This is a genomic window from Burkholderia sp. PAMC 26561 (assembly GCF_001557535.2).
Taxonomy (GTDB): domain Bacteria; phylum Pseudomonadota; class Gammaproteobacteria; order Burkholderiales; family Burkholderiaceae; genus Caballeronia.
The window spans coordinates 453,306-469,570 of sequence record NZ_CP014306.1 but is presented as its reverse complement, the minus strand read 5'-3'; the positions used below and the strand labels follow the sequence as shown (position 1 = coordinate 469,570).

General features: G+C 57.7%; 10 protein-coding genes and 2 pseudogenes. 7 read left to right on the top strand and 5 right to left on the bottom strand.

Going from position 1 to position 16,265, the window contains the following annotated elements; all coding sequences use genetic code 11:
- Window positions 1–52: 52 nt before the first annotated feature.
- Window positions 53–1,258, bottom strand: a complete 1,206-nt coding sequence (locus AXG89_RS02175) for an IS91 family transposase (protein WP_062167496.1) — start codon at window positions 1,256–1,258, stop codon at window positions 53–55.
- 8 nt (window positions 1,259–1,266) lie between these two features.
- Window positions 1,267–2,145 (bottom strand): tyrosine-type recombinase/integrase, encoded by an 879-nt coding sequence (locus AXG89_RS02170; protein ID WP_062167494.1) that lies wholly within the window; start codon window positions 2,143–2,145, stop codon window positions 1,267–1,269.
- Between the two features lie 198 nt (window positions 2,146–2,343).
- Between AXG89_RS02170 and AXG89_RS02165 the strand changes: the two are divergent.
- The 3 genes and pseudogenes from AXG89_RS02165 to AXG89_RS02155 all read left to right on the top strand — a co-directional run.
- A pseudogene (locus tag AXG89_RS02165) lies at window positions 2,344–3,366 on the top strand (Mu transposase domain-containing protein); the annotation flags it as partial.
- Window positions 3,367–3,381: 15 nt separating this feature from the next.
- Window positions 3,382–4,137, top strand: coding sequence for an IS21-like element helper ATPase IstB (istB, locus tag AXG89_RS02160; protein WP_062167493.1), 756 nt, complete (start codon window positions 3,382–3,384; stop codon window positions 4,135–4,137).
- 104 nt (window positions 4,138–4,241) lie between these two features.
- Window positions 4,242–5,609, top strand: a complete 1,368-nt coding sequence (locus tag AXG89_RS02155) for a sensor histidine kinase (RefSeq protein ID WP_069638333.1) — start codon at window positions 4,242–4,244, stop codon at window positions 5,607–5,609.
- Between the two features lie 168 nt (window positions 5,610–5,777).
- Here AXG89_RS02155 and AXG89_RS02150 read toward each other — a convergent pair whose 3' ends face one another.
- Window positions 5,778–6,254: a response regulator gene (locus tag AXG89_RS02150; protein ID WP_062167489.1), complete on the bottom strand. Its 477-nt coding sequence runs from the start codon at window positions 6,252–6,254 to the stop codon at window positions 5,778–5,780.
- Window positions 6,255–6,568: 314 nt separating this feature from the next.
- Window positions 6,569–8,737 (bottom strand): hybrid sensor histidine kinase/response regulator, encoded by a 2,169-nt coding sequence (locus tag AXG89_RS02145; RefSeq protein ID WP_062167487.1) that lies wholly within the window; start codon window positions 8,735–8,737, stop codon window positions 6,569–6,571.
- A gap of 183 nt (window positions 8,738–8,920) precedes the next feature.
- On the opposite strand from AXG89_RS02145, the gene AXG89_RS02140 reads away from it, so the two are divergent.
- Window positions 8,921–10,378, top strand: coding sequence for a GAF domain-containing sensor histidine kinase (locus tag AXG89_RS02140; RefSeq protein ID WP_162915994.1), 1,458 nt, complete (start codon window positions 8,921–8,923; stop codon window positions 10,376–10,378).
- 1,631 nt (window positions 10,379–12,009) lie between these two features.
- On the opposite strand, the gene AXG89_RS02135 is transcribed toward AXG89_RS02140, so the two are convergent.
- A complete protein-coding gene (locus AXG89_RS02135; RefSeq protein ID WP_119024649.1) occupies window positions 12,010–12,348 on the bottom strand; it encodes a hypothetical protein in 339 nt (112 codons plus the stop codon).
- Between the two features lie 669 nt (window positions 12,349–13,017).
- Here AXG89_RS02135 and AXG89_RS02130 point away from each other — a divergent pair.
- The 3 genes and pseudogenes from AXG89_RS02130 (at window position 13,018) to argH (ending at window position 16,197) form a co-directional block, all read left to right on the top strand.
- Window positions 13,018–14,100, top strand: coding sequence for a molybdopterin-dependent oxidoreductase (locus tag AXG89_RS02130; protein WP_062167481.1), 1,083 nt, complete (start codon window positions 13,018–13,020; stop codon window positions 14,098–14,100).
- 95 nt (window positions 14,101–14,195) lie between these two features.
- Window positions 14,196–14,480, top strand: coding sequence for an ABC transporter permease subunit (locus AXG89_RS42725; protein ID WP_062167479.1), 285 nt, complete (start codon window positions 14,196–14,198; stop codon window positions 14,478–14,480).
- Between the two features lie 225 nt (window positions 14,481–14,705).
- A pseudogene (gene argH / locus AXG89_RS44570) lies at window positions 14,706–16,197 on the top strand (argininosuccinate lyase).
- The last annotated feature ends 68 nt before the right edge of the window (window positions 16,198–16,265 follow it).

Below are 16,265 nucleotides of genomic sequence, written 5' to 3'. Positions count from 1 at the left end.
CGTTGGCCTCGTCAGGAAAGGCCAACGTGTACGGAAACAGGTGCGATGGCGACTAGCGCGCATGGGTGGGACCTGGTGGGGCTCGTGGAAGGCTGCCGGGCATGTCTTCGATGCGGAGCATGTGTCCCTTGCCACATACGGGGCAGTCGCGCAGTGACTTGCCGGTGAGTCGCTGGTAGCGGTCACGGTAGTCTTGCCCGGGCTCGACTGCGGCAGCGGCGGGAGCCTCGACACCGAGCAGCCGCCTGCAGGTGGCGAGCTTGTGGGCACGGTGGCAGTTGGCGAGCCACCCGTAGCTGCGAATGCGCTTGAAGCCGTCAGGTAGCACATGCAGCAGGAAGCGACGGATGAACTCGTCGGCGGTGAGCGTCATGGTTCTTTGTCTGGACTCGTGCCGATAGTCCTTCCAGCGGAACTGCACGGTGTGCCCGTCAAAGGCGAGCAGCCGGTTGTTGGAGATGGCGACGCGGTGGGTGTAGCGGCCCAGGTAATCGAGCACGTGTTCGGCACCGCCAAAGGGTGGCTTGGCGTAGACGACCCACTCCGCCCGTGCCGCGGGTGCAAGCCAGGCTGCGAATTCGACGGGATCACTCAGGGACTCGAACTGACCGTGCAGGCGCAGCCCGCCGGCGTCGTAAGCGCGGCGCAGCTGTTCGAGAAACAGGCGTCGAAAGAGCCGTGACAGGACCCGCACGGACAGGAAGAAGCCGGGACGGCAGGCGATCCAGCGCTTGCCGTCCGGGGAGATGCCGCCGCCCGGCACAACGCAATGCACATGAGGGTGATGCTGCAGATTCTGTCCCCACGTATGCAGGATCGTGAGGAAGCCGATCTCGGCGCCCAGGTGCTTCGGATCGGCGGCGATCGTGCGCAACGTTTCGGCGCTGGCGCGAAACAGCAGATCGTAGAGCGTCCTCTTGTTCTGGAACGCGAGAGCGGCGATGGATTCGGGAAGCGTGAAGACGACATGGAAATACTCGGTCGAGGGGAGGAGCTCCGCATGCCGGCGTTCGAGCCATTGCGCGCGGGCGAGTGACTGGCACTTCGGACAGTGCCGGTTACGACACGAGTCGTAACTGATGCGCTGATAGCCGCATGCATCGCACTGCTCGAGATGGGCACCAAGCGCTGCGGTACGACACAGCTCGATGGCACTCATAACGCGTCGCTGCACACGACTGAGCCCCCCGGCATGGGATAGCCGGAAACTGGGCCCACACTGGCGGAAAATGTCCGCCACTTCGAGCGCCGGTCGCATGACTGCGCTCAGAAGTACTGGGGCGCAGGTGGCGGGGATGGAATGGGTGCAGGGTTCGGCAGCAGGTCGAAGGGACTGGTGGTGGCGCACACGGTGCTGGTGGCGACCTTCAAGTACCGGGACGTTGTCGATAGGGACCTGTGGCCCATCAGCAGCTGGATCCGGCGCACGTCAGTACCGGCTTCCAGCAGATGCGTGGCGAACGCGTGTCGCAAAGAATGGGGTGTCACGGGTTTGGTGATGCCGCTGCGCTTGCGTGCAAGCTCGCATGCGTCGCCCACGGCATGGCGGGTGATGGGCCGCCCCGGAATGCTGCCTGGAAAGAGCCATTCCTTCGGATGGGCGTCCTGCCAGTACAGTCTCAGGATCTCGAGCAGCCTGGGCGAGAGCATTACATAGCGATCCTTACGGTTCTTCCCCTGGTTCACACGGATTACCATGCGCTTGCTGTCGATATCAGTGACCTTCAGATGCACGACTTCGGAGACACGCAGTCCGGCGGCGTACGCGGTCATCAGGATGGTGCGGTGCTTGAGACTGGCGACCGACTCGAAGAAGGTGGTGATCTCCTCCAGGCTGAGGACGACTGGCAGTCGGAACGGCTTCTTCGGTAACGGAAAGTCCTCGTCGCTCCAGGGTCGCTTGAGCGTCACACGGTAGAGAAACCGGAGTGCGCCGATCGTTGCGCCGAGACTGGCGGGTGCCAGCTTGCGTTCTTCGCGGAGGTAGATGAGCCAGGCCCGAATCTCCTCGGGACCCAGCAGTTCGGGCGAACGGCGAAAGTGGCGGGCGAAACTGGCTACCTGAATCAGATAGGACTTCTGGGTATTCTCTGCAAGGTTGCGGATCTGCATGTCATGCAGCATGCGTTGGCGCAGTGGCGTCATGGCGAGCCTCCTGGAAGCAGTGGGTGGAATGCCCAACCGGGCGTTCACATACTGCTCCCGGCGATACCATTCACCACCTCGCCGGGGTTCAGCGCCAGACAACCCTCTTCATGAAACGTCAGCCACTGACCTGCGCCTACCTCCCACTACCGCGTCAGCGGTTTAGTACAAGACGCCTTATGAAGAACACTGCATAACGCATCGAACTATACGTATGCCTGTGCGACGCGTTCGGAGGGCACGCACGATTGGATCGGCGGGCTTATCGGCGCCATGGAATTCTACGGCGGCGCTCCGAGTCTGCTGGTCCCAGATAATCCGCGCGCACTGATTGCGCGACCTGACCGATACGAACCGGGCCTTGGCCGCACGGCGCAGGAATTCGTGAACCACTACGCGACAGCGATGCTCCCAGCACGGCCAAGAAAGCCGCGTGATAAAGCGAAGGCCGAGGTAGCAGTTCAAGTGGTCCAGAGATGGGTCCTTGCTCGTCTGCGCAACCACCGCTTCTTCACCTTGACCGAGTTGAACCGCGCGATCGCTGGTCTCATCGCTGATCTCAACCAACGCCCGTTCAAGAAGCTTCAGGGTAATCGCCGCGAATGGTTCGAGCGGCTCGACCAGCCGGCGTTGCGGCCGTTACCCGCCCAGCGCTACGAGATCGCGACCTTCGTGCGATGCGTCGTCAACATTGACTACCATGTTGAGGTCGATCACCACTACTACAGCGCCCCGCACAGCCTCGTGCGCCAGCCAGTTTACGCACGCCTCACCCGTTTCGGCGTCGAGATCCTTCACGGTGGCAGACGGGTAGCGGCTCACGCCCGCAGCCATCTGCGCAACAAACACACGACGTTGCCCGAGCACATGCCCGTCGCTCACCGCGCTCACCTGGAGTGGACTCCCGTGCGCCTGCTGAACTGGGGCGCATCCATTGGCCCCGGCGCCGAGGCAATCGTCCGGCACCTGCTGACCAACCGCCCGCATCCCGAAATGGGCTACCGGGCTTGTCTGGGACTGCTAGCGCTGGCCCGCAAATACGGGCGCGAGCGCCTTGAAGCGGCCTGTCAGCGCGCCCTCGTGGTCGGCTCGCCCACGCGTCGTTCTGTCCTATCGATCCTCAAGTCCGGATTGGACCGACAGGCATCTACGCCGATCGAACTCACTGAATGGCAATCTCCCGAACACGAGAACGTGCGCGGGCCTGACTATTACCACTGACCGAAGGAGGTCACCATGTTGATGCAGCAAACCATCTCGCAACTTCGGAACCTGAAACTCGACGGCATGGCCCGCGCCTTCGAGGAACAAGCCGCACTAACCGCTAGCACCAGTTTGTCGTTCGAGGACCGGTTCGGCATGGTCGTCGAACGCGAACTGGCTTGGCGCGACACGCGCCGTCTTGAACGCCTGATGAAGGCCGCCAGGCTGAAGAACCCACAAGCCTGTATCGAGGACATCGACATCCGGCAAAGCCGCGGCTTAGACCAGCGAGTCGTTGCCACGCTCGCTAGTTGCGACTGGATCCGCAACGCCCAGAACATCATCCTGAGTGGACCGACCGGCGCCGGTAAAACCTGGATCGCGTGCGCCTTTGCGCAGCAGGCGTGCCGCCAAGGGTTCTCCGCGTTATACGTGCGCGCCGCGCGACTGTTCGAAGAATTACGCATCGCCCATGGCGACGGCAGCTTCACACGCCGCCTCGCTCAGCTAGCCAAGATTGACGTGCTATTGCTGGACGACTGGGGACTGCAGGAACTCGATCAGGGCGCGCGAAACGACCTGCTCGAAGTGATCGACGATCGCGTGGGCTCACGCTCGACGATCATCACCTCGCAGTTGCCCCTTGAACATTGGCATGCGTGGTTGCAAGACCCCACGCTCGCCGACGCCATCCTCGACCGGCTCGTGCATCAAGCGCATAGGCTTCCAATAAAAGGTGACTCGATGCGAAAGACCAACGCAAAGCAATCCGACTCATCCCCATCGTGATCACCTTCGTTATAATTCTCTGACCGCGCAACACCAACTTCCATACTGATCACGTTCGCCGAAACGGCTGATCACCATCGCCGAAATCCGCACGATTCGTTAAATTGTTGAAATATTTGCCTGAAAGCGATTCACTCCTGCTTGAAGCAGGAGTGGGCTGGGACACATCAGACATTGGAACGGTAGAGCTCGCAGCGGACGACGCGAGCCCTGCGGGCCACGCATACCGAAGCGGGCTCCCTGTCCTCTCCAACCACTTGGGCGAGGAGCATCGATTCCGTACACCAGCTCTCTTGGCAAAATACGGCGTCAAGCGTGCCATAAACGTGCCGATTCGCGGCATCCCCGTTTCTTACGGGGTGTTGGAAGCGGACAGTGCCGACGGCGAAGATTTTATTGAGACGGATATCGTCTTCCTCGAGGCGGTTGCGAATGTGGTCTCGATAACCCGTGAGCGACTTGCTGCGGAGGAGCAGGAAGGACCCCAGGAGCTTTTTTCGACCGCGGTACTGGACGCGAGCACTGACTGCGTTCTAGTGCTGACCGTCGATGGCCTAATCGAATATATGAATGACAGTGGCTTGGCGCAATTTGAGCTCGATGATTTCTCTCAGGTCGGCGGGAGCGCTCACAGCAGATTGTGGCCAGACACTGAAGCGCGAGCGATCTCTGGCGCGTTGCATGCTGCCGCCCGCGGAGAATCGACACGTTTCGAAGCGTTCAACGCGACCTATCGCGGCAACGCTCGGTGGTGGGACGTCTCGGTCGCCCCCATTGCGGACAATACTGGCGAGGTGAGGCGCATCCTTTTCGCGGCCCGAGACATCACGGGCCGGCATTTGGAAGAAGAGCGGCTTATTGAGCTAATTGAAAAACAAGAACTTCGAATCGACGAATCCGCGCTCAAGGTAAAGGAAATACATCATCGTGTCCGCAATAGTCTGCAGCTTGTACAAACTTTGCTTGCGTTACAAGGAGGTCTATCTGGGGACAAGACTGTAGCCGCACACTTGGAGACAGCGGCAGCCCGGGTAATGACCATTGCCTCGGTGCACGAAAGGCTCTACCAGGACGATGGTGCGCAAACAGCGGACGCGAGTGTCTATCTCTCGGATCTGATAAAGGACCTTGCCCATCTATCCACTGAGCGGTCCATCATCTTAGAAGCAGCGCCAACAGTCTTGTCAGCTGCGCGACTTTCTGCGCTTGGCTTTGTCACGGCCGAGCTCGTGACCAACGCGCTAAAATACGGCCGAGGTCAAGTCAGAGTGGTCCTTGAAACCCCAGGCGCGATGTCTCGCCTAACAGTCGAAGACGAGGGTTTGGGATTCCCGGAATCATTTCCGAAAGCGCAGGGAACGGGTCTTGGCATGCGGCTTGTGACGGCCTATGCGGGGATGGGCAATAATAGCGTGCAGGTCGATCGCTCAGTTCCGCATAGCCGCATCATCGTTGAGTTTCGCAATGCGTAGGATTTGTACCTTTCGGAGAATAACCTCGTATTCGTGTCGACATCCAACGACCGTGTTTCGTATAGATAGATTGGTTGGATGCACAATTGTGGCGCTCTTTTCAATTCGGACGGCATCCAGTTAAGAACATCAAGACGTCAATGTGCGAGGGCGTGAGCACACGTGAGCCTAAACGCGCCCACCGGCATTGATTCGCTCACGCGCTACCTTTGCCGAGCCCGGTGGCGGCTCGTTCAACACCGCCCAGAAAACACCTAAATCAGCCACCGCTTTTATGAATTCGCTGAAGTCGATGGGCTTCACGACAAATGCGCTGGCTCCCGCGTCGTAACTGCGCACAAGGTCGCGCTCTTCTTTAGATGAGGTCAGCACTACGACGCGGACTTCTCTGAGTTTCTCGTCCGCGCGCATGGCTTCAAGGACCTGTACGCCATCAATTTTCGGTAATTTCAAATCAAGCAGCACTACCGCCGGGTTTCCGACTTTACGTGTGCTCCATTGACTTTCCCGGCGAAGGTAGGCTAAAGCCTCCTCTCCATCGCGTACAGAAATGACATCATTGGCAAGATCACTCTTCTCGAGTGCGAGCAGAGTCAACTCTAAATCATAGGAGTTGTCTTCGACGAGGAGGATGGGCTTCAGCATGAAAGATTCGACATGTAGATAGTTCAACGGTCGATTAAAACCTAGTACCAGCGCTTTCAAATTCGGGACGGTGAGCCCGCTAGGTTCATCGTGCAACGACCTCTCCGGTTTGCGCGACGAGAACACCGAGTTCGTCCGTTTTAGCGTGTAGCATGGCACGTGCCATGGGAATTAAAACGCGGACATCGTATCGAAGTGCGTTTTGAGATCTTCATGTTATTCACTGTCGAGCCAGAAGAGGACGTTGGCTCGCAGCAAGACATCCGGTCCTGATGGGCACGCTCGGGGTTGGCCGTCTGAACTCAACGATGCAGTCAAGTAACCTGGTCGGACCGGCTCTCGGCGACCAGTTTTTCAAGTTCGGCCAAGTCGAACGGCTTCGCTAAAATCTTCACACCGGCGTGGGTGGCCCGTTCAATCTCGTCTGCGTAACCTGTCATCAGCGTTATGCTTTCATTGGGCCACGTCTTGAGAATATGCTCGGCGAGGTCTATGCCGTTCATCGCGCCAGGCATTTGAATGTCGGAAAGAATCAGGTCGAAGGTCGCTCCTGTATTCAGAAGATCCATCGCGCCGTCTGCGGTAACTTCATGCTGGACCTTGCACCCCATCATTTCGAGGACCGCCGACACCCCGGCTGCAACTTCTTCGTTATCCTCAACCAGCAATACGGACGTGCTCATGCGGAGGGTCGGCAGCGGCACGACCGCCGCCGTTTCCTCGACCGCTACGGGTTGCTTCAAGTAACGAGGGAAATAAAGCCTGACGGTGGTCCCTTTCCCACGGATGCTATTGACGCGAGCCGTACCGCCCGCTTGCTCTGTTGCGGACAGCACTTGGGCGAGCCCCAGCCCGAGGCGTGCGCCTTGTGCTTTGGTCGTGAAAAGAGGCTCGAATGCACGGCTTAGTACGTCGTCGCTCATGCCAGAACCATTGTCGGTGCAAGCAATGGAGATGTAGTCGCCCGCGGGCAAAAGGTCGTTTCTTGCCGGGAGTTGCGAATTCTGGCACCGAATCACAAATCGCCCGCCATCGGGCAGCGCGTCCTTTGCGTTCATTGCGATGTTGATGATGGCTGATTCGAGTTCGGTTTTGTCGACGAAGATGGGCCAGACGCTGGGCGAGACCTCAATGCTCACATGAACCCGTTCACCGAGTGCAGTAGCAACAAGCGATTTGGCGGATGACAGCCATGAAAAAAGGTCGACACTTTCAAGCTTGAGCGGCTGCTTTCGCGCAACGCTCATGAGCCGCCTTGCGAGCGATTCTGCACCAACGCCGGCGCGCTCCACTGCGACAACTTCTTTCTCAACATTCATGAATTCCTTCTTTCGAGCCAAAGCGGAATTCGTTGAGACCACCATCAGAAGATTATTGAATTCATGGGCTATGCTCGCCACGAGGTTACTCAATGCGCTTACGCGCTGAAGTTGTCTCGTTGAAGCCTCTGCAGATTCACGCCTGGAAGTTTCCGTTTGCCATTTGTCCCAAGCGATCTTTTCTGCCTTTAACTGCCTGAGCGAGAACATAACCAATAGCCATATTCCGGCACAAGGAATAGCGGTGATAAGCGTGATGAAGACGAGATGATTGCGCCATTGGCTTGCGATCGCCGCCGAAGAGATCCCGCTAACAACATAGATGGGATAGTCGCCAACACGGCGAAAAGCCACAATTCGCTCAAGCTTATCGACCGACGACGTCATCTGTAAGTGACCGTAAAGCTCGTTGTTCTTCACTGCTCGGGTAAAGGCGGTGTTGGAGGCGGCTGCCGCCGCGGCGGGTTGAGTGTCGGGGTACCGAACTAAGATGCCGCCGTCCTTGCGATAGAGCGCAACGTTCACGGCGGCTGCGTCATTGGTCAGGGCGCGATAAAAACTATTGAAATATTCCCTTCGCAAAGCAATGGAAACGATACCTAGAAATTTGCCGTCGTAGCCTGAGCGACCGATACTCGTGGTGAATACGTCGGTTTGCGCCACCTTGGCGCGCAGTGGGAGCGAGAAGTAGGCCTCGGGACGAATGGCCTCTGCCTGCTTGAAATCGTCCCTGTCACGTATCGACACCGGCGGGGCTGGGAAATAACGACTGGTTGCGAGCAGGTCCCCCTTCACTCCAAAGACCGATATCCCGGCCACCTGCGGAAACGCGCCGCCAATCACAATCAGGTTCTTATGAATCGTGTCTTCACTGTCGCGTATCGTGAGGTCGTCGCCGTCCCCAAGCATGTCGACAATGCGCCCGCTAATTTCGCCATTCAAATCAAGCACCTTCAGAGCCTGTTCTTCAGCGACTTGCGCAATACGGTCGACGATGTCGTCAGCCTCGGTGATTCTGCGCTGATAATCGTAAAACCCGTAAGCGGAAAGAAAGGCAGATGGAACCAGGACCGATATAGCCAGCACGAACAGCAGAATGTATTTCGTTGACGAAAAACTCCGCGGCACAGCAGCATGGTCTGCTTGAGAAGCAAAGTCGCGCACTCGTCCTCCTCCAACGTACGAAAGGTATGGCTTTTGGACAATCAAAAAGAGGGGATCCAGATTTGGAGGCCGCGTTCGTGCCGAAATTTCGGCCAGGACGCCTGGATTAGGTAACAAGTAAACTAGAGATATCTTTTCCTAAATCCTGTATCTTCACTTCAAAAGGCTGCAAATGGGTAATAATTGCTGTTAAAGATCGCAAACCCGAACTTTCTACCTAATACGAATATCATTAACGATAGACCACCGCCGTTGAGGGACATCGTGTCTGAAAACTTATTACCAGAGGTTGCGCGCACACAACGCGAGCGGTTCCTAACTACCGGTCTATTAGGCGAGCGCGCGCGTCGTGGTCCCAATCATGAAGCCGAGCTTCAGTGCGTTTATGCGCTTGCGCATTCGCTCGCGACTTCAAGCGAAAAGATGCTGCAAACGCTTGCCGACACCGCGCTGCTGCTATGCGATGCGGGAAGCGCAGGGATCAGCCTTATTGAGCGCGATGACACGGGCTTAAGTTATTTCCGTTGGGTCGCGACCGCAGGCTTCCTCTCAACTTACACCGGCAATACGACGCCAATCGACGAAAGCCCTTGTGGAGTGACGCTGGCGCTTGGCGGCGTTCAGCTCTTTGCGTATCCGCAACGCCACTTTGATTGCTTAAAAGGGCCCATGCCTGAAGTAGTCGAGGGTTTGGTCGTTCCGATCCTTGGCCAATGCGAGCCATGGGGAACAATCTGGGTGATGTCACACGATGAGAATGCTCGGTTTGACGCGGAGGACGCCCGAGTATTGATGAGCCTTGCGAGTTTCGTCGGCGCTGCGTTGGTGGTCGAGCGGGCGAAGACGGCTGCCGAAACACGAGCGGAAGAGGCAGAAGCGGCCCGAGTCGCTTTACAGGCGTCGGAAAACGCCATGAGCAATGCCATTGCTATGATTGCTCATGAGTTGAGAGGGCCATTGGCGCCTATGACCAATGCCCTGGAGGCAATCTACCGGCTATCTGATTCGAAGCAGGGTTTTGTGTCGGCGCTCGATATAGCGCAGCGACAAACGCGGCATTTGGGACGGCTCGTTGACGACCTGCTTGACGCCTCACGCATTCGTTACGACAAAGTCGCATTGGAGCGAAACGAGATGGTGCTCCAAGAAATTGTCAGAGAAGCAACCGCCTTATTGTTGCCAGACATAAACCACCGGAAGCATTCGCTTGAACTGAATTTGCCAGAGGCTTCGGTCGTGGTTGTGGCGGATTCAGGACGGCTCATCCAGATTCTCACAAACGTCATAAGCAACGCAGCGAAGTACACACCCGATGGTGGATTCATCCACGTGAGCGTGACGACACGTGAACCGTCCCCGCTGGAAAGCGCTGGGCGCACAGAAGCGTCAATTGAGATTACAGATAATGGAATGGGGATTTCGAAGAACGCATTGCCTCGCGTCTTCGACATGTTCGTACAGTCAAGAATCTGTGACGCGAGTCGAGAGGGTGGACTCGGGATCGGTCTTGCTGTCGTAAAGCATTTGGTCTCTCTGCATGACGGGACGGTCGAAATCAAGAGCGATGGCGAGGGATGTGGAACAACAGTATTGATTCGCCTACCTGTGCGTGCGCCGCGCACCGAAGCATCGTCGGACTAGCGGTGTATCGGCAGCCAGTTATCGCTTTTGGGTCGCGTGGGTCATTCCCCGATCTCACGACTTGCCGCCAGTTGCCAGAACGGCACACCTGCATCTAAACCCGTTCCTCTAGTGGGTAGCCCCACTGCCTCTCGGCAGCGGGGCCCCCGAAGAACTGTACGTGCAAGTTTCCCTGCATACAGCTCGAGCACAGCGCTAAGCGTCGTATCGACGCCGGTCTTGCCATTGCAGCGCAAGCCCTTCGCAAACGTCACATCGTTGATTCGCCTCATTACTGAGGCGAAGGGCGCTGAACCGTAGCCCAACCGGTCACTCACAAGCTTCCCTTCGTTTGAATCTCAGATGTTGGCCTGCGACAGCTGCACCATGCGCAAGTGGGCACCCTTTCAGGTCGGGGCAAATCTCGAACCCCTATACGAACCATTACAGCTCGTCATTCGCTTGCTGCGCATTCTCATACCTGCTCCTCCAACAGTTTCCCTTGCGGGGCACCTGCCTTGGTTCGATACGCTGAAACAAGGCGGAGAATCAGGCTTACCACGTTCCCAGTCCTGCCGACACACCTAAACAACGGTATGCCTGTCCGTTTAGCATCTGCCTATACCCCGATGGCGCTACGACGACGTGCCCACACGGAAAAGAAGGGCAACCGGCCATCCACCTTTTGGTTAGAGCCAACAGCAGCTTGGGCTCATCGAGAATAACGAGGCTTCCATCGGCAGTTCACTTGCGTTGTGCATGCGGAATTTGCCTGGCCTTCACACCGCACGGCTGCTGGCAGTGTCGACTCCTCTCTTGTCGCCAAGATGAGCCGTCTATCGAGAAGTACGTTGTCCCCGAGGCTTCATACCCGACGGTCACCCATCGCGCATGCCCGGGTAGGCAACTGCTGGTCGTACAGCAGGTCACGGCTTCAACCTCCAATGTTCCGATTGCTGAATGTGACAAGGCAAGAAAGAGCTTTGCCGTCTACCACCTGTGCCGATTTACGTCCGGCTTACGGCGACACGTGTCGCACTTTCCTCTTTCTCTTACCACTGCTCGGCGGCGGCCCTGCACATTCAGATACCGGTGGCCAACGAAAGCGTCACCGATGCGGGTGGCATTCGATGGATGACTGGGGCAGGCGGCCGGGTCCACGCTGAAGTGTCCCCAACCTCATTTCACGGAACCAGGAGGCACGCCCCAAATCCCGCAAATGTGGTTAAACCGTCTTGCACGGCTCACGATAAGTGCGCCGCGTCGTGTTGAAATTTAAGAATATGCAATTCCGGCCGTACCCATGGCCGAGGAAATGACACAAGTGAAATTGATTTCGCGCCTGTGCAATGCAGTGCACGGATCCAAGGACTCGTTTGACTGGAAACCTTCCTATTAGTCATTGAGATGTCGGCTGGTAGCACATCAAGACGAGCATTCAAAAAGTTAATGAGGCAAGCAGGTGTTCCTCAATGTCGTGCCTAGCAGCATCGGTGCAGCCGCACGGCGCGTCGCAGAGTTCCGCCGCGTTTGGCTTAAGCGACGAAGGCGATATGCTTGAGGCAGCTGCGGCGATTTTGCCTCGAGCGACCGCTATTCGGGTTCCACGATCCCGTCGGCTGAGCGCCGCTTCGGCATGAAAAGAGCGTGGCTTAGCCTGCAAAGAACACAATGGCTGCTGAAACACCGACTGTCGCGAAACTGCGGACAAAACGATAATTCTGCCCGCCAATCGATAACTGGTTTTCTCCAGACCGCGTTAGCTCAAGCATCTCGTTGGCCAGAGACACCGCTATGGTGGCGATTTTGCGCAGTTCGTCGCGCGGACCCGACGGGTCGCCAAGGTAGACGGTGCATACACTGTCCTCGTAGCGCACCATCAAAATGGTCTCAGCGTTGTCCAGCGATTGCTCGAGATATTTCGCAAGTATCTCTAACGATTCTGGAGATCGCCCCAGGTCCCCGCTGACTATTTCGGTTTTCTCAGTCAATTCGCTTTCCTCCTTTCGACTAACCATGACGCGCTTTCCATTTCGTCCGTTCGATTTTTAGGCGTTTTCTGGGCACCAAAATAGGCTTTCTACACCCGCAGCATACCCTCCGCCCGCACTCCACCTTCGACACTGGTTCCGATCCGCAGATAAACCCAGAGCCAACGCAAAAGCCGGCGACCGCAGCAGCCAGATGAGCCAGGGGTTCGCCACGCGGGTGTTCGTCGCGATATTGAGCGCCCGGAGAAAAAGGCCAAGGCGCTTATCGCCAAGGCACCGACAAGACCCGACAGCAAAAGCCAGCGCGCCACATGCGGCAGCATGGCGAACTGCTCGGGGAAGACTAAACGTTTCATGAATTGCCAAGTAAGAAGACCTCAAACCTGGGCAGCGAAAGCCGCGAGGAAAGCGCGCCAAGCGCACGAGCTTACCGATTCCTGGACCCAGGAACGCGTAGACATCGTTAGCTGGTTCGACAAGGTGACTCAGTTAAGTCACTTTAGACACCGGTTTGCGATGATCTGCGGCAGCAATGCCATCCGTGAGCGCGATTGCCGAAGTATTTGACGTCGGCTGTTGAACGCGAATTCGGCACCGGGCGCGCTTCGTGCATCGCGTAGAGTGCCGTAACACCTCTTCCCAAACGCCGATTTAGCGCCGGAGATGCGAATGACACCAAAAGGGCTCGACAAGCGGATCCATTCCACATCGCCGCTTAACGCAGAGCCGGAACTCAAGCGCCTTATCGCCGGCATGCTTACGACTCAAGACGATTTCTACGTGCGCAATCACGGCAATGTGCCGGTGATCGACGAGGCGCTCCACCGGATTTCGGTCTCCGGCCGAATAAGCCGTCCGATGAGTCTTTCACTGAACGATCTTAGAAGCCGCTTTGAGCGCGTGTCCGTCAGTGCCGTAATGCAATGCGCTGGAAATCGGCGTGCTGACCTGCTGACGGTGAAACCCGTCTCGGGTGACCCATGGGCGCCGGGGGCGATTGGCAATGCGGTTTGGACCGGCGTGAGGCTCAAGGACGTGCTCGAATCGGCCGGCATCGTGTGTGGTGGAGAAATGCACGTGGTATTTTCAGCGTGCGACGACTGCGAAGTAGAAGGCAAACGCTTCCGCTATGGCGTGTCAATTCCGGCGAGCAAAGCGCTATCGGGCGATGTGCTGCTCGCCTACGAAATGAACGGCGAAGTGTTGAGCCCGGAGCATGGGTATCCGTTGCGCGTAGTGGTTCCAGGATACGCGGGCGTGCGCAGTCCGAAGTGGCTGGCATCAATCGAGGTGCGCGACAAACCATCGGACAATCACATGCAGCAACGCGAGTACAAATTGTTCCCCGCTTCCGTCGATGAAACCAGCGCGAACTGGGAGAACGGGACGACGATCAACGATATGCCGCTGAACTCGGCCATTTGCGAACCGAACGAAGGAGCGACATTGTGCACAGGTCCTGTCCGGGTCTCCGGATACGCCGTGGCGACGGGAACATCGGTAGCGCGCGTAGAAGTGTCGTTAGATGACGGGGTGACGTGGACACAAGCCGCACTCAACGTTGAGCCTCGCACCCCGTGGAGTTGGACGCTCTGGAACGTTGAATTGACGCTGACGAGGGGCACTCATGAACTCTCAGTACGAGCATGGGACGCGGCGGGACAGACTCAGGTATCGCAAGCAGCCGATGTATGGAATTTCAAAGGCTATCTGAGCACAGCGTGGCATCGGATCACCGTCACTGTCCAATAACGGGCCCGAATTGGGCTGGAGAGTGTTCACAGGATGTTGACCAAAGTCGCCGTGCATGGTTTAAACGATCTGCTTTCTAACCACGCTGCACGACGGTGATCTCGTCGCTTCTCGGTGTGCTTGCGGCGCTGCCAAACCGCACGATCAAATGGGCGATTCATGGCTTTTTCGAGCTTTTCCGCTGGATTCCGCTGGTGGTCAACGTCTTCTTCGCGTTTTTCGGCGTGCCTTTGCTCGGGCTCGACCTGCCGCCGTTCGTTGCCGCGACGGTGACTGTCGCTGGGGGCGGCGCAGACGACACGGTGAAGGTATCGGGCGGCCTGAACTCGGTGCCGCCGCATCAGTGGAAGAGCGCGACGGCGCTCGGCCTGCGCCGCTAGCAGATTTAGGCGTTCATCGCCGGCCCGCAATCACTCAAGTCGATCCTCCACCGGCCTTCACAGGCTTGCTGACTTTGCTTGTGCAGTCCACTGCGATCGGTGCGCTTGTCGGGGTCGGCGAGTTTCTAAGGTCGGCCAGAACGTGATCGAGCGGGCGACCATCATGCGAGGGCGAAGCCCGACCTTTCAGGTGTATGCGCTGATGCTGCTCGTCTACTTTGTCATCTGCTCGTCGCTGAGCGCTCTTTCACGCTACTATTAACGTCGCATGCGCGTTTGACCGAAGCGGGCTGGCCTGAAATTTAGAGCGGTATCTTTGCGCCGCGTCTGCAGAGCTTTGAGGACATCTTCGGCCGGCTATACGACATCAACAAGGCACACGTGATCATGCTTATGGAGCAGGCTCTCTTGAGCGAGGCGCACGCTGCCTGCTTGGTACGCGGCATTCAGAAGATGAAAGCGACTGGCGCGGGTGTTGTCGCACGTGATCCGGGCCGCGAGGAAGCCTATTTCAATTACGAGGCGCATCTGATGAATGAAGTCGGCGCGGACGTCGGCGCACGCATGCACACGGGCCGCAGCCACAACTATATTATGGCGACGCTCCACCGCTTGCGTGGACGCAAGGTGCTGGTCAACGTGATCGATGCGCTGTCGAAGGTGCGTACCACGGCGCTCGAACAAGCCGAGAAATATGCGGACGCGGTTATGCCCGAGTACATACATCTCCAACCTGCCCAGCCGATGACCTACGGCTTCTGTCTCGCGGGCGTCGCACAGGCGCTTGAGCAAGATAGCCAGCGACTCATCGGTACGCTCAAGAGCATGAACGTGTGTCCGCTCGGCGCGGCAGCTTTCGCGGGCACGCCATTCGGAATCGACCGCAAGCGCACCGCGGACTTGCTTGGCTTTGACGATTACGTGGACAACGCGCTTGACGCGGTCGCATCGCGTAATTTCCTGCTGGAGAGCATCTCGGGCATGAGTCTCCTCGCAATTCTCCGGAGCCGGGCCGCACAGGATTATTACGTCTGGACCACGCACGAATTCGGACTAATCGAGTTGCCCGACAGCGTCGCAACGACGTCAAACAACATGCCGCAAAAGAATAATCCGTAGTGCTCGAATACCTAAAGGGACGCTGCGGTCATATCGTGGCCGCGCTGGTGGCCGCCACCATGGGTATTAGGTACCCACTTCAGCTACTCTGGTGAGTCAAGCCGTGAGGCGATTAGCGGCTTTTAAGATACGGCGCGCGAAGTCGTGCGCTGTCTCGACCTTTTTGACCGAGTTCTGCGCACCGCACGACCGATGCGCGAGAACGCGCAGCGTCAAGCGGCACGCGACCTTTCCACCATAAAGGCGCTGGTCGACCTGATGGTCCGGGATCACGATCTGTCATTTCGCGCGGCACATCTTGTCGAGGGCGCAGTCGTGCACCGCGCCATGGACAATCGGGTGCCCGCTGATCTGATCGATGCCGAGATGGTTGAGTCCGCCGCGATTGAGCAGCTCGGCAAGCCGCTTGGCATCGACGCTGAGGCCGTGCGCGTGTCTCGACCCAATCAAAAACGTCAATGCACGCATCTCGACCGGCGACCCGAGCCCGTTGATGTTACGCGCGCATGCGAGCACCGCGTTCGAACGTCTGAGCGAAGCAAAAGTGGCGATCAAGGGATGGCGCGATCGTATCGATCAGGCGCACGCAGATCTCTAGGCCGTAACTCGGATGGTGGCATCGAGATGAACCTCTTCTTTCGATCCAAGGACTGCGCAAGCACTTTG

Bases quoted from the DNA above. Each gene is read 5' to 3' on its own strand.
- AXG89_RS02175 (WP_062167496.1), bottom strand. From the start codon at position 1,258: ATGCGACCGGCGCTCGAAGTGGCGGACATTTTCCGCCAGTGTGGGCCC.
- AXG89_RS02170 (WP_062167494.1), bottom strand. From the start codon at position 2,145: ATGACGCCACTGCGCCAACGCATGCTGCATGACATGCAGATCCGCAAC.
- istB (WP_062167493.1), top strand. From the start codon at position 3,382: ATGTTGATGCAGCAAACCATCTCGCAACTTCGGAACCTGAAACTCGAC.
- AXG89_RS02150 (WP_062167489.1), bottom strand. From the start codon at position 6,254: ATGCTGAAGCCCATCCTCCTCGTCGAAGACAACTCCTATGATTTAGAG.
- AXG89_RS02130 (WP_062167481.1), top strand. From the start codon at position 13,018: ATGACACCAAAAGGGCTCGACAAGCGGATCCATTCCACATCGCCGCTT.